At 68.5% G+C, this 13939-nt stretch carries 13 protein-coding genes; 6 read left to right on the top strand and 7 right to left on the bottom strand.

The window, feature by feature from the left end; translation table 11 throughout:
- Window positions 1-64 precede the first annotated feature (64 nt).
- Together BMZ25_RS04885 and BMZ25_RS04880 are read left to right on the top strand one after the other, a co-directional pair.
- Window positions 65-1513 carry an MORN repeat-containing protein gene (locus tag BMZ25_RS04885; protein ID WP_092689254.1) on the top strand — a complete coding sequence of 483 codons (1449 nt, stop codon included), beginning with the start codon at window positions 65-67 and terminating at the stop codon, window positions 1511-1513.
- Window positions 1514-1518: 5 nt separating this feature from the next.
- Window positions 1519-1875 (top strand): antibiotic biosynthesis monooxygenase family protein, encoded by a 357-nt coding sequence (locus tag BMZ25_RS04880; RefSeq protein WP_092689250.1) that lies wholly within the window; start codon window positions 1519-1521, stop codon window positions 1873-1875.
- Window positions 1876-1999: 124 nt separating this feature from the next.
- Here the strand turns inward: BMZ25_RS04880 and BMZ25_RS04875 are convergent, their stop codons facing one another.
- From BMZ25_RS04875 to BMZ25_RS04865, 3 genes are read right to left on the bottom strand one after another with little or no spacing between them, the layout of a single operon-like run.
- Window positions 2000-3529, bottom strand: a complete 1530-nt coding sequence (locus BMZ25_RS04875) for a cryptochrome/photolyase family protein (RefSeq protein ID WP_177190383.1) — start codon at window positions 3527-3529, stop codon at window positions 2000-2002.
- A complete protein-coding gene (locus BMZ25_RS04870; RefSeq protein WP_092689532.1) occupies window positions 3526-4188 on the bottom strand; it encodes an SDR family NAD(P)-dependent oxidoreductase in 663 nt (220 codons plus the stop codon). The genes BMZ25_RS04875 and BMZ25_RS04870 overlap by 4 nt, the downstream gene beginning before the upstream one ends.
- A gap of 5 nt (window positions 4189-4193) precedes the next feature.
- Window positions 4194-4925: an SDR family oxidoreductase gene (locus BMZ25_RS04865; protein ID WP_092689247.1), complete on the bottom strand. Its 732-nt coding sequence runs from the start codon at window positions 4923-4925 to the stop codon at window positions 4194-4196.
- A gap of 252 nt (window positions 4926-5177) precedes the next feature.
- On the opposite strand from BMZ25_RS04865, the gene BMZ25_RS04860 reads away from it, so the two are divergent.
- Entirely contained in the window at window positions 5178-6743 is a 1566-nt protein-coding gene (locus tag BMZ25_RS04860; RefSeq protein ID WP_092689245.1) for a 2-isopropylmalate synthase, read from the top strand.
- A gap of 73 nt (window positions 6744-6816) precedes the next feature.
- On the opposite strand, the gene gndA is transcribed toward BMZ25_RS04860, so the two are convergent.
- Window positions 6817-8217 carry an NADP-dependent phosphogluconate dehydrogenase gene (gene gndA, locus BMZ25_RS04855; protein ID WP_092689243.1) on the bottom strand — a complete coding sequence of 467 codons (1401 nt, stop codon included), beginning with the start codon at window positions 8215-8217 and terminating at the stop codon, window positions 6817-6819.
- A gap of 77 nt (window positions 8218-8294) precedes the next feature.
- Here gndA and BMZ25_RS04850 point away from each other — a divergent pair, with 77 nt between their 5' ends.
- Window positions 8295-8504 carry a hypothetical protein gene (locus tag BMZ25_RS04850; protein ID WP_092689240.1) on the top strand — a complete coding sequence of 70 codons (210 nt, stop codon included), beginning with the start codon at window positions 8295-8297 and terminating at the stop codon, window positions 8502-8504.
- Between the two features lie 4 nt (window positions 8505-8508).
- On the opposite strand, the gene argF is transcribed toward BMZ25_RS04850, so the two are convergent.
- From argF to BMZ25_RS04835, 3 genes are all read right to left on the bottom strand, one after another.
- The gene (gene argF, locus BMZ25_RS04845; protein ID WP_092689236.1) at window positions 8509-9414 is read right to left on the bottom strand and encodes an ornithine carbamoyltransferase; all 906 of its coding nucleotides are present in this window, start codon (window positions 9412-9414) and stop codon (window positions 8509-8511) included.
- Between the two features lie 82 nt (window positions 9415-9496).
- The gene (locus tag BMZ25_RS04840; RefSeq protein WP_092689234.1) at window positions 9497-10678 is read right to left on the bottom strand and encodes an aspartate aminotransferase family protein; all 1182 of its coding nucleotides are present in this window, start codon (window positions 10676-10678) and stop codon (window positions 9497-9499) included.
- A 204-nt stretch (window positions 10679-10882) separates the two neighbouring features.
- A complete protein-coding gene (locus BMZ25_RS04835; RefSeq protein WP_235859774.1) occupies window positions 10883-11686 on the bottom strand; it encodes an ABC transporter permease in 804 nt (267 codons plus the stop codon).
- A gap of 123 nt (window positions 11687-11809) precedes the next feature.
- Between BMZ25_RS04835 and BMZ25_RS04830 the strand changes: the two genes are divergently transcribed.
- Window positions 11810-12403: a GcrA family cell cycle regulator gene (locus BMZ25_RS04830; RefSeq protein ID WP_092689231.1), complete on the top strand. Its 594-nt coding sequence runs from the start codon at window positions 11810-11812 to the stop codon at window positions 12401-12403.
- Window positions 12404-12580: 177 nt separating this feature from the next.
- Entirely contained in the window at window positions 12581-13939 is a 1359-nt protein-coding gene (gene rimO, locus BMZ25_RS04825; RefSeq protein WP_092689228.1) for a 30S ribosomal protein S12 methylthiotransferase RimO, read from the top strand.

The following is a 13939-nucleotide window of genomic DNA, read 5'->3' as shown; positions in this document are numbered from 1 at the left end:
TACGTTTGCCGCAATCCGGAAAAGGGCGCCGCGGACCGTGCGGCAGGGGGCGAACGTGCAGCGAATGAAGGCAGGCAAACCGTCGATCCGGACCGGGGTCGCGGCCGCGGCGCTGAGCCTGGCGCTGGCCGGCCTGGCCGTGGCGCAGGACGATGGCGACGTGGTCACCAAGCAGTACGAGGACGGCGGCGTCTACGAGGGCACCTTCAAGGGCGGCCTGCAGCACGGCACCGGCACCTACACGCTGCCCAACGGCTACGAGTACAGCGGCGACTGGGTCGACGGCGAAATCCGCGGCGAGGGCACAGCGCGCTTCCCCAACGGTTCGATCTACGAGGGCGCGTTCGTCGCCGGCAAGCCCGAGGGCCAGGGCAAGATCACCTTCGCCGACGGCGGCACCTACCAGGGCGAATGGGAGGACGGCGCGATCAACGGCCAGGGCGTCGCCGTCTACGCCAACGGCGTGCGCTACGAGGGCGCATTCCGCAACGCCCGCCACCACGGCTTCGGCCGCATGGAAAGCCCATCGGGCTACGTCTACGAGGGCAACTGGGTCGACGGTGTCAAGGACGGCCGGGGCACGATCACCTATCCCGACGGCGCCGTCTACGAGGGCCAGCTGGTCCGCGGCGCCCGCGAGGGCGAGGGCACCCTGACGATGCCCGACGGCCTCGTCTACGAAGGCGAATGGAATGACGGCCAGATCAACGGCACCGGGACCCTCACCCAGGCCAACGGCGACGTCTACGAGGGCCAGCTCGTCAACGGAGAGCGGCAGGGCACCGGCAAGGTCACATACGCCAACGGCGACGTCTACGAGGGCGAATTCGTCGCGGACCAGCGCGAGGGCAAGGGCACCTTCCGCGGCACCGACGGCTACATCTATACCGGCGACTGGGTCGCGGGCCGGATCGAGGGCGACGGCACCGTCACCTACCCCGATGGCTCGATCTATACCGGCCAGTTCCGCGACGACCTCGCCGACGGCCAGGGCAAGATCACCTATCCCGACGGCTCCACCTACGAGGGCGGCTGGAGCGCCGGCGTGATCGACGGCGAAGGCACCGCGACCTACGCCAACGGCATGGTGTACGAGGGCGCGTTCAAGGACGCCAAGAACCACGGCACCGGCACCATGACCTATCCCGACGGCTACACCTATACCGGCGAGTGGCGGAACGGCCAGCGTCACGGCCAGGGCAAGGCGACCTACGCCGACGGCACGGTCTACGAGGGCGAGTTCGCCGACGGCGCACGCGAGGGCGAGGGCACGATCACGATGTCCGACGGCTTCACCTATACCGGCGCCTGGCAGGACGGAGAGATCGAGGGCCGCGGCACCGCCACCTATGCCAATGGCGATGTCTACGAAGGCGAGTTCGTCGGCGGCAAGCGCCAGGGCGACGGCACGATCCGCTACGCCACCGGCGAAGAGGCCAGCGGCACCTGGGAAAACGGCGCCCTGGTCGAGAACGAGGCCGCCGCGGACGACGCCGAGACCCAGGCGAACTGACCGCCATGATCGCCGTCATCTTCGAGGTCACGCCCCACGACGAACACCGCGACACCTACTTCTCGATCGCCGCCGAGATGCGCCCGATGCTCGAAGAGGTCGAGGGCTTCATCTCCGTCGAGCGGTTCGAGAGCCTCTCGACGCCCGGCAAGATCCTGTCGGTTTCCTTCTTCGAGGACGAGGCCGCCGTCGCCCGCTGGCGCCGCCTCGCCGCCCATCGCGGCGCCCAGCGCCAGGGCCGCGACATGATCTTCGCCGATTACCGCCTCCGCGTCGCCCATGTCCTGCGCGACTACGGTCTCCACGACCGCGCTGAGGCCCCCGCCGACAGCCGCGCCCATCACGAGTCCGGATCGGCCTGAAGCCCCCCCTTCTTCTGCCCCGAAATATCCCCGCCGGAGGCGTCGCCGGACCGCAGGTCCGGCCCGGCGCGGCGCCCGGAGGGCGGCGCAATTGTCGTGTCGCGCCGCAGGCGCGGCCTTGGGATCAGACCCGGTCGCCGCGCGACATCGCGTCGAGGAACTGGCCCGCCTCAGCCAGGATCGTCTCGCGGCGGTCCTCCGCCATTCGGTCCCAGGTGGCGTACATCTGCGTCATGCGCGGGTTCTTCTCGAACCGCTCCCGGTGACGGTCCATGAACGCCCAGTAGAGCAGGTTGAACGGGCACGCCCCCTCCCCCGTCTTCCGCTTCACCGAATAGGCGCAGTGGTCGCAGTAATCCGACATCTTCGCGATGTAGTTGCCGGACGAGACATAGGGTTTCGAGGCGAACACGCCGCCGTCGGCGAACTGGCTCATCCCGATCACGTTCGGCGCCTCGACCCATTCGTAGGCGTCGGCATAGACCGAAAGGTACCATTCGTGGACCTCGGCCGGGTCAATCCCGGCGAGAAGGGCGAAATTGCCGGTCACCATCAGCCGCTGGATGTGGTGTGCATAGGCCTCCTCCCGCGTCTGCTCGACGACGCGGGCGACGCAGTTCATCCGGGTCGCCGTCTCGTCCCAGTAGAACCATGGCAGCTTGCGCTGGTGGTTCAGGGCGTTCCGCCGCACGTAGTCGGGGCCGTGCAGGAAGTAGATGCCGCGCATGAACTCGCGCCAGCCGATGATCTGCCGGACGAACCCCTCGACCGCGTTGATCGGCGCGTCGCCGGACCGCCAGGCGTCCTCGGCCGCGCGGCACACCTCCAGCGGTTCCAGAAAGCCGATGTTGATGTAGAGCGACAGGACCGAGTGATAGAGGAACCGCGCGTCGTCCAGCATCGCGTCCTGGTAATCGCCGAAGCGCGGCAGGGCGTGCTTGACGAAATGGGTCAGCGCCCGCCGGGCCTGCCCCGCCTCGGTGGCGAACCAGAAGGGGCGCACCTCGCCGAAGCCGTTGCCGAAGCGGCGCTCGACCAGCTCCAGCACCTCCTCGACGGTCTCGTCGGGGGTGAACCGCATCGGACCGCCGAAGTCGATTTCCTCCGGCGCGGGCTCGCGGTTGTCGTGGTCGAAGTTCCACTTGCCGCCCGCCGGCTCGCCCTCCTCCATCAAGAGGCCGGTTTCGCGCCGCATCTCGCGATAGAAGTACTCCATCCGCAGGCTCTTGCGGCCCTCGGCCCAGCTCTCGAACCTTGCGTGAGAGGCGACGAAGCGCGTGTCGGGCAACTGCCGCACCGGCAGCGGCATGTCCTCCAGCACCGAGATCAGCCGCCACTCGCCCGGCTCCGTCGCGACGACCTCGCGCGCTCCGTGTTCCTCGGCCCGGCGCAGCAATTCGCCCGCGATCGAGCCCGAGTTGCCCCTGTCGTCCAGTTCGCTGTAGGCGACCGTCCAGCCGTCGGCGCGCAGGGCGGCAGCGAACTTGCGCATCGCGGCAAGGATCAGCGCGATCTTCTTGGGATGGTGCGGCACATAGGTCGTCTCGTCGGCCACCTCCGCCATCACCACCACGTCCGAGGTCTTGTCGGCCTCCTTCAACGCGGACAGCTCCGGGCTCAGCTGATCGCCGAGGACAAGGATCAGGCGGCTCACCAGGGGATCTCCTTGCCGGCGTAATCGTAGAACCCGCCCGAGTGTTCGGGCGTCAGCGTCTCCACCACGTCCACCAGGCGCTCGGCGGCCCGCTCCGGCCCGACCTTGTCGTGATCGGGATAGTCCTGCGTGAAGCCGGTCTCGACCGTACCGGGATGCAGGCACGCCACGACAAGGCTGCGGTGGCTGCGGCCCAGTTCGATGGCGGCGCCGTGCATCAGCTGATTCAGCGCGGCCTTGGCCGTGCGGTAGGAGTACCAGCCGCCCAGCCCGTTGTCGCCGATCGACCCGACCCGCGCCGAAAGGGCGACGAACACCGCCCGTTCCTTGCGCGGCAGAAGCCGCCGGGCGTGTTTCAGCACCAGCGCCGGCCCCACCGCGTTGGCGCGGAACTGCCCGACCAGGGCCTCCTCGTTCAGCTGCCGCAGGGACTTTTCCGGCCCGTTGCCGTCGATCTTGAGCGCGCCCGTCGCGACGAAAATCAGGTCGAACGTCCCCTCGAGATCGGCCAGGCCCGCCTCGATCCGGGCCTCGTCGGTCACTTCGAAGCCGTCCTCGCTCCGCGAGCGGCGCGTGACCTCGACGTCCCGCCGCTCCAGCTCGGCCGCCACGGCGTGGCCGATCCCGCCGGTGGCCCCGATCACGAGTGCCCTCTTCATGCGCATCACTCCCGATAGATCATCTTGCGGGTCATCCCGCCGTCGACGGTCAGCACCTGCCCCGTCACGAATCCCGCGGCCTCGTCCGCCAGCCACCTGATCGCGGCCGCCACGTCGTCGGGCTGGCCCACCCGCCCCGCGGGATGCTGGGCGTGATCCTCGGGGCGCAGCGTCTCTCCGGTGGTGTCGATCCAGCCGGGTGCCACGGCGTTCACCCGGATCGCCGGCCCGAGGCTGACGGCGAGCGCGTGGGTCAGGGCCGAAAGACCGCCCTTCGAGGCGGCATAGGCCTCGCAATCGGGTTCCGATTGCTGCGCGCGGGTCGACGAGACGTTGACGATTGCGCCCTCGCCCGCCCGCAGCAGCGGCACGCAATGCTTCACCATCAGGAAGGCGCCGGTCAGATTGGTGCCGATCCAGTCGTTCCAGGCGTCGAGCGACAGCGCCTCGACCGGACCCGAGAGCGGATCGGCGATGCCTGCGTTGTTCACCAGCAGGTGCAGTTCGGGCGACCAGCCCGACACCTCGGTCACCGCGCGACGCACGTCGCCCTCGTCCGAGACATCGGCGACGAGGGGGAGGATCTCGCCGACCTCACCCACCAGCGACTCCACCGTCCGCGCGTCGCGGTCGAGCGCCGCCACGCGCCAGCCACGCCGTGCTAGATGCAGCGCCGTGCCGCGTCCGATACCGGCGCCCGCGCCGGTGACCAATGCCGTCCGTGCCGTGTCATCCATGCCGCGCCAGCTAGGGGGCGGCGGTGTCCGGTCAAACGCGAGACATTTTTGATCTTTTCCCTGCGGCGCTTTGCCGTCATACTATGCTTCATGACCAGCACCGCACATATCGTTGCCCGCGCCGCACCCGCGCTGCGCCTTGCCGGTCTGCTTCTCCTTACCCGCCTCTGAGCGTGCCATTCGGCGCGAGCGCTCAGGGGCCGCCTTCCGCGCCGGACGACAAGGCTTAAGGACGAAACGAAAGACAGTTCCATGACCGACCAGACCAAGGACCGGGTGTTGATATTCGACACCACGCTGCGCGACGGCGAGCAATCTCCGGGCGCGACCATGAGCCACGCCGAAAAGCTCGAGATCGCGGGCATGCTCGACGAGATGGGCGTCGACATCATCGAGGCGGGCTTTCCCATCGCCTCGATCGGCGATTTCGAGGCGGTGAAGGCGATCGCCGAGCAGACCGAGCGCGCCACGATCTGCGGCCTCGCCCGCGCCAACACCAAGGACATCGACCGCTGCTGGGAGGCGGTCCGGCATGCGAAATCGCCGCGCATCCACACCTTCATCGGGACCTCGCCGCTGCACCGGGCCATCCCCGACCTGACGCAGGACCAGATGGCCGACCGCATCCACGAGACGGTCACGCACGCCCGCAACCTCTGCGACAACGTGCAATGGTCCCCGATGGACGCCACGCGGACCGAGTGGGACTATCTCAAGCGCGTGGTCGAGATCGCGATCAACGCCGGCGCCACGACGATCAACATCCCCGACACCGTGGGCTATACCGCCCCGGTCGAAAGCGCCGACCTTATCCGCCGCCTGATCGCCGAGATCGACGGAGCCGAGGACATCGTGTTCGCCACCCACTGCCACAACGACCTGGGCATGGCGACGGCCAACAGCCTTGCCGCCGTCGAAGGCGGCGCGCGTCAGATCGAATGCACGATCAATGGCCTGGGCGAGCGGGCGGGCAACACCGCCCTGGAAGAGGTCGTCATGGCGCTGCGCGTGCGCGGCGACATCATGCCTTACCGCACGTCGATCGACACCACGAAGATCATCAACATCTCGCGCAAGGTGGCGACCGTCTCGGGCTTTCCGGTGCAATACAACAAGGCCATCGTGGGCAAGAACGCCTTTGCCCATGAAAGCGGCATCCACCAGGACGGCATGCTGAAGAACGCCGAGACGTTCGAGATCATGCGCCCCGAGGATATCGGCCTGAAGGAAACCAACCTCGTCCTGGGCAAGCACTCGGGCCGCGCCGCGCTGCGTGCCAAGCTCAAGGACCTGGGTTTCGACTTGGCCGACAACCAGCTGTCGGACATCTTCGTGCGGTTCAAGGCGCTCGCCGACCGCAAGAAGGAGGTCTACGACGACGACCTCGAGGCACTGATGCGCGACCAGTCCGGCAGCGACGGCGAGCGGATCAAGCTCAAGTTCCTGCGGGTCATCTGCGGCACCGAGGCGCCGCAGACCGCCGACCTGACGCTCGAGGTCGACGGCGACGATCTGCAGGTGACGGCGCATGGCGACGGTCCGGTGGACGCGGCGTTCAACGCGGTGAAGGAGCTGTTCCCCCACGAGGCGCGGTTGCAGCTCTACCAGGTCCACGCCGTGACCGAGGGCACCGACGCCCAGGCCACGGTCAGCGTCCGGATGGAAGAGAACGGCCGCCTCGTCACCGGCCAGTCGGCCGACACCGACACCGTGGTCGCCAGCGTCAAGGCGTATATCCACGCCCTGAACCGCCTGCTGCTGCGGCGCGAGCAATCGGGCGGCGACGTCAAGCAGGTGTCCTACAAGGACGTGGGCTAGGCGCGACGCGCGCACTGCCGCCAAGGACAAGGGGCGCCCCGCCGGGCGCCCCTTACTCGTATCCGGGTGGCGATCAGTCGGCCCAGGGGCCGTGCTGGTCGCTCAGGCCGTTGTCCGTCCGCTCGAACCCGTGGCGGCCGAAGAAATCGCGCTGCCCCTGGATCAGGTCGGCCGAGCCGCGCGACTGGCGCATCGTGTCAAACCAGGCAAGCGCGCTCGACATGGCGGGCATCGGCAGCCCGGCGCGCAGACCTTCCAGCACCACGCGCCGCAGCGCCGGCACCGCCGTCTCCATCCGGTCGGCAAAGGCGGGCGCGAGCGTCAGCAACCCGTGGGGTAGTCCCTCGCGCGCGGCCTGCGAGATGTCGTCCAACAGGTCCGACCGGATGATGCAGCCGGCCCGCCAGATCTCGGCCACGCGGCCGAGGTCGAGGGACCAGTCGAAATGCTCGGACGCCGATTGCAGCAGTGCCAGCCCCTGCCCATAGGCGATGATGCGCGCGGCCAGCAGGGCCTGCTCCAGCTCGCCGTCATCCAGCGACAGCGTGCCCTTTTCCGCCGCGCCGAACCGGCTCTCGCCCGCGGCGCGCGCCTCGCCCATCGACGACCAGGACCGCGCGGCGACGGCGGACTCGATGGCCGAGGCCGACTGCCCCAGCTTGAGCGCCTCGATCACGGTCCAGCGGCCGGTGCCCTTCTGCCCCGCGCTGTCGCGGATCACATCCAGAAGCGGCCCGCCCGACGTCTTGTCCTGGGCGCGCAGCACCTCTGCCGTGATCTCGATCAGGTACGAGCGCAGCTTGCCCTCGTTCCAGCGCTCGAACAGCGGCGCGGTCTCGGCGGGCGTCTTGCCTTCGCCGTCGCGCAGCAGGCCGTAGACCTCGGCGATCATCTGCATGTCGGCGTATTCGATGCCGTTGTGCACCGTCTTGACGAAATGCCCGGCGCCGTCCGGCCCGAGCCAGGCGGCACAGGGAGAGCCTTGGTAATCCGCGGCGATGGCCTCGACGATCTCGCGGATCGCCGCATAGCTCTTCTCGGGACCGCCGACCATGATCGAGGGACCGTGCCGCGCACCATCCTCGCCGCCGGACACGCCCATGCCGATGAAGTTCAGCCCGCGCTCGGCCAGCGCGGCCTCGCGGCGACGGGTGTCGTTGAAATCCGCGTTGCCCGCGTCGACCAGCGTGTCACCCTTGTCCAGCAGCGGGATCAACTGGTCGATCGTGGCGTCGACCGCCGCCCCGGCGGGGACCATGAGGATCACCGACCGCGGCGCCGACAGCGATGCGACGAGGGCCTCGGGCGTCTCGGCGGCCGTCAGGCGCGATGCAAGCTCGCCGGCACTGTCGACGAACTGCCCGATCTTCTCGACAGTGCGATTGTGCACCGCTATGTCGTATCCACGCTCGGCGATATTGAGGGCAAGCGCCGCCCCCATCGTTCCGAGCCCTACTAGCCCGATGTCGGCCATTGTACTGTTCCTTTCCTTGCCGGCAGCAGATATTCGGGTTACCGCCGCGCGCAAGCGGTGGCGCAACGGGAGCCGGGATGCAACTACTGGAGACCCTCGCGGACGAACTCGCCCAGGAAACCCTGGCCCGCGCCGGCAGGACGGGTGACGAGTCGCTGGTGCAGAAGGTTGCCGACGAAATCGGCTCCTCCTCGCAGACCATGCAGGAAGCGTTCCTGACCGCCGTTCGCGTCCGCCGCGCCGAGGCCCGCGCACGGGCGCTTCTGGCGCGTCACGGCGACGGCTAGACACTCAGACGTCGAGGCACCAGCGCAGGATCGCCTTCTGCGCGTGCAGCCGGTTCTCGGCCTCGTCGAACACGACCGAGCTCGGTCCGTCCATCACTTCGCTCGTGACCTCGTCACCGCGATGCGCGGGAAGGCAATGCATGAACAGCGCATCCGGCTTGGCCTGCGCCATCAGGTCCCGATCCACACGGTAGCCGCGCAGCTGGTTGTGCCGGCGCTCCTTGGCGCTCTGGGGATCGTGCATCGACACCCAGGTATCCGTCACCACTAGGTCGGCGCCCTGCACCGCCTTGTAGGGGTCGCGCTCGATCGTGATCCAATCCCGCAGCGACGGTTCGGGGTCCAGAGGCTGCGGCCCGGTGAAGGTCAGGTCGAAGCCGAACTGGCGGCTGGCATGGGCGAAGGAGGCGAACACGTTGTTGCCGTCGCCCGACCACACGACCTTGCGCCCCGCGATCGGCCCGCGATGCTCTTCGTAGGTCATAACGTCGGTCATGATCTGGCAGGGATGCGTCCGGTTGGTCAGGCCGTTGATCACCGGCACGGTGGCATGCTCGGCCATTTCCAGCAGCGTCTGCTCCTCGTAGGTCCGGATCATGATGAGATCGACGTACCGGCTCATCACGCGGGCAGTGTCGGCGATCGTCTCGCCGTGGCCCAGCTGCATGTCCGCGCCCGACAGGACCATCGTCTGCCCGCCCATCTGCCGGATCCCGACGTCGAACGACACCCGCGTCCGCGTCGACGGCTTCTCGAAGATCAGCGCGACCATGCGCCCGGCCAGCGGCTGTTCGGAATCCGGCACGCCCTTGGGCGCCCCGTTGCGCGCCATCTTCATGGCGCGCGCGCGGTCGATCATGCCCCGCAGCGCCTGCGGATCGGTCCGGTCGATATCGAGAAAATGTGGCATCTGTCCTGTCCTGAAAATTGCGCGGGTCCGACCCCGCCGGGCGGCTCACGCCCACCCCGACGTCTCCGATGTCCCGCGGGCCTCAGGCCGCATCCGCCCGCACCCGCGCGGCCGCGCGGTCCAGACGCGCCGCGGCCTCGGCGATCTCGTCGTCGCCGATGGTCAGCGGCGGCAGCAGCCGGACGACGTTCTCGGCCGCCGGCACCGTCAGCATCTCTTCCGCGAAGCCGGCCTTGACCACGTCGGCATTCGGCGCGCGGCAGACCACGCCCAGCATCAGCCCCTCGCCGCGCACGCTCTCGAACACGTCGGGATGGGCGGCGACCACTCCCTCGAGCTTCTGGCGCAGGAGCCCCGCCTTGCGCGAGACCTCCGCGAGGAAACCGGGATCAGCCACGATCTCCATCACCTTCGAACCGACGGCACAGCCCAGGGGGTTGCCGCCATAGGTCGAGCCGTGGGTGCCTGCCGTCATTCCGGCCGCCGCACGCTCGGTCGCCAGCACGGCCCCCAGGGGAAAGCCGCCGCCGATGCCCTTGGCGATCATCATGATGTCCGGCGTGATCCCGGCCCATTCGTGGGCGAACAGCCGCCCCGTCCGACCCATGCCGCACTGCACCTCGTCGAGGATCAGCAGCAGACCGTGTTCGTCGCACAGCTCGCGCAGCCCTTTCAGGCACACGTCCGGCAGGGGCCGGATCCCGCCCTCGCCCTGGATCGGCTCGATCAGGATCGCCGCGGTCCGCTCGGTCACCGCCGCGCGCATCGCCTCGTGGTCGCCGAAGGGAAGATGCACGAAGCCCGGCAGCATCGGCCCGAAGCCCTTGGTCATCTTCTCGGACCCCGCGGCGGAAATCCCGGCCGTCGACCGGCCGTGGAACGCGCCGGAAAAGGTCAGGATCTCGACCCGGTCGGGCTGTCCCGCCTCGTGGAAGTGCTTCCGCGCCATCTTCACCGCCAGTTCGCAGGACTCGGTCCCCGAATTGGTGAAGAACGCCGTGTCCGCAAAGGTCGCCGCCACCAGCCGGTCGGCCAGGTCCTGTTGCGCGGGAATGTTGTAGAGGTTCGAGACATGCCACAGCGTCTCGGCCTGCCGCGTCAGTGCCTCGACCAGCGCCGGATGGGCGTGCCCCAGCGCGTTCACCGCGATCCCGGCCCCCATGTCCAGGAATCGGCGCCCGTCGGCCTCGACCAGCCAGCTGCCCTCGCCCTTGACGAAGCTGAGCGGCGCACGGGTATAGGTCGGCAGGATCGACGGGATCATGGCGGTTTCCTTCGCGGGAAGAAGCCCGAGTGGTGCCAAAGGGCTGCGGGCAAGTCAATATTTCGGGAACGGACGCGCCCCGTCCGGGCGCAGGAACACGGGACGTCTCAGACGCGGCGGCGTCGACGTCGGATCGCGGGAAGGTTGCGGATCGCGGTATTCATGGCGGAAGCGTTAGACGCTTCCGCCGCTCCTGTCCAGCCGTCAGGCCTTCAGCCGGTAGCCGCGCTTGAACCAGTGCCAGCACACCGCCAGCACCGCCGCCGTGGCGGCCAGGCAGATCACCAGTCCCAGCCAGGGAGAGCTGTCGGATGTGCCGATCACCCCGTAGCGCACCCCGTCGATCAGGTAGAAGACCGGGTTCAGGTGCGTCAGCCAGAACATCGCCGGCGGCAACGTCTCGATCGAGTAGAACGTCCCCGACAGAAAGCTCAGCGGCGTGATGATGAAGTTGGTGATCGCCGCCATCTGGTCGAACTTGGTGGCGAAGATCGCCGCGATGATCCCCAGCCCGCCGAGAAAGGCCGAGCCCAGGACGACAAAGACAAGCGCCCAGATCGGATAGCTCAGCCCGACGCCCACGAAGACCGCCATCATGATCCAGATCGCAACGGCGACGAACACGCCGCGCCCGACCGCGCCGGCCATGTAGCCGATCACCATTTCCAGCGGCGACAGCGGCGGCATCAGCGTGTCGATGATGTTGCCCTGCACCTTGGCGATCATGATCGATGACGACGTGTTCGCGAAGGCGTTCTGGATCACGTTCATCATCAGGATTCCCGGCGCCAGGAACTCGACGAAGCGCACCCCCATCACCTCGCCCCGCGTCGGCCCGATCGCCAGCGCGAAGACGGCCAGGAACAGCCCCGCGGTGATCAGCGGCGCCATCAGCGTCTGGGTCCAGACGGCAAGGAACCGGCGCACCTCCCGCTCGGCAAGGGTATAGAGACCCATCCAGTTCCAGCGCCCGAAGCGGCGGGTGCCCATCTGCATCGTGTCGGCCATGACGCGCTCCTTTTCATCGGTGGGGCGGTTCTTGTTTGCCCCCTCGCGGATGCTTAGAATAGAGGTTTCCGAGAAAACTCAAGGCGGGGGCGGACAAGTCCCTCCATTGCGAAGGAAGCGGCGATGTCCTGGACCGACGAACGTGTCGAGATGCTCAAGAAGATGTGGTCCGAAGGCCAGTCGGCCAGCCGCATCGCCAAGGAACTGGGCGGCGTGACGCGCAATGCGGTGATCGGCAAGGTCCATCGCCTCGGTCTGTCGAACCGCACCGGCGGCACGCCCGAGGCCGAGCCCGAGGCCCCCGCGCAGGCCGCGCCCCCCGCGCCCGACCCGGCCCCCGAGCCCGCGGCACCGCCCCAGGCGGCCGAGCCGGCGCCCGAACCGAAACGTCCCGAGACAGAGGAGCCCGAACCCACCGTGGCACCCACCCCGATGCGCAAGTCGATCATTCCCGCCGGCCAACCGCTGCCGCCGCAGCCCTCGGCGAACGAGATTTCCGCCGAGGCCCTGGAAAGCGTCCGCGAGGTCGAGAAGAAGGCCAAGAGGCTCGGCCTGATGGAACTGACCGAACGGACCTGCAAGTGGCCCGTGGGCGACCCGGCGACCGAGGATTTCTGGTTCTGCGGCCTCCCCGTCCAGACCGGCAAGCCCTATTGCGAGGCCCATGTCGGCGTCGCCTTCCAGCCGATGAACAACCGCCGCGACCGCAAGCGCTGACACCAGGCGCAGCGGCCCTTCTTCTGCCCCGAAATATCCCCGCCGGAGGCACCGCCGGGCCGCCAGGCCCGGCGTGACGCAGCGCCCGCAGGGCGATGCCGACATCATGTCGCGCCGCACGGCGCGGCCGCATGATAGAGCTTCCCGCGGCATCTGCGCGGGCGTATACACCGGCGGATGAGCCAGAACCCGCCAGAGCTGCGCCCCGACCTCTCCCGCGCCCGCATCGCCGAAACAAACCGCGACGGCCAGCCGACGATCGGCATGGTCTCGCTGGGCTGTCCCAAGGCCCTCGTCGACAGCGAGCGCATCCTGACCCGCCTCAGGGCCGAGGGCTACGGCATCTCGGCCGAGTATGCCGGCGCCGACGCGGTGATCGTGAACACCTGCGGCTTTCTCGACAGCGCCAAGGCGGAAAGCCTCGACGCGATCGGCGAGGCGCTGGCCGAGAACGGGCGCGTGATCGTCACCGGCTGCCTCGGGGCCGAGCCCGACTACATCACCGGCGCGCATCCCAAGGTGCTCGCGGTGACGGGGCCGCACCAGTACGAGCAAGTGCTCGACGCCGTCCACGAGGCGGTGCCCGCCGCACCCGATCCGTTCGTCGACCTCCTCCCCGAGGCCGGCATCCGGCTGACGCCGCGGCATTACAGCTATCTCAAGATTTCCGAGGGCTGCAATCATGCCTGCCGGTTCTGCATCATCCCCGACATGCGCGGCCGGCTCCAGTCGCGGCCGCACCGCGCGGTTCTGCGGGAAGCCGAGAAGCTGGTCGAGTCTGGGGTCCGGGAGCTCCTCGTCATCAGCCAAGACACCTCCGCCTATGGCACCGATTGGCGCGACCGCGACGCGAAGGCGCCGATCCACGCCCTCGCACGCGATCTGGGCGGGCTCGGCGCCTGGGTCCGGCTGCATTACGTCTATCCCTACCCCCATGTCCGAGGTCTGATCCCGCTGATGGCCGAGGGCCTGATCCTTCCCTATCTCGACATCCCGTTCCAGCACGCCCATCCCGACACGCTCCGCCGGATGGCGCGCCCCGCCGCCGCGGCGCGGACGCTGGACGAGATCGCCGCCTGGCGCGCGGATTGTCCCGACATCGCCCTGCGCTCCACCTTCATCGTCGGCTATCCCGGCGAGACGGAAGAGGAATTCGCCACACTGCTCGACTGGCTGGACGAGGCTCAGCTCGACCGGGTCGGCTGCTTCCAGTACGAGAATGTCGCCGGCGCGCGGTCGAACGCCCTGCCCGATCACGTCCCCGACGAGATCAAGCAGGAGCGCTGGGAACGCTTCATGCAAAAGGCGCAGGCCATCTCCGAGATCCGCCTCGCCGCAAAGCTGGGCACGCGGCAGGAGGTGATCGTGGACGACATCGACACCGACGGCATCGCCACCTGCCGGACTCGCGCGGACGCCCCCGAGATCGACGGATGCCTCTTCATCGACGAGGACACCGCGCATCTGTTAGTGGGCGACATCGTCACGGTCGAGGTGGACGAGACGGGCGAGTACGACCTCTGGGGCCGACTCTGA

It is taken from the genome of Tranquillimonas rosea (genome assembly GCF_900111315.1).
Taxonomy (GTDB): Bacteria; Pseudomonadota; Alphaproteobacteria; order Rhodobacterales; family Rhodobacteraceae; genus Tranquillimonas; species Tranquillimonas rosea.
This window is presented reverse-complemented; position numbering and strand designations above follow the sequence as displayed.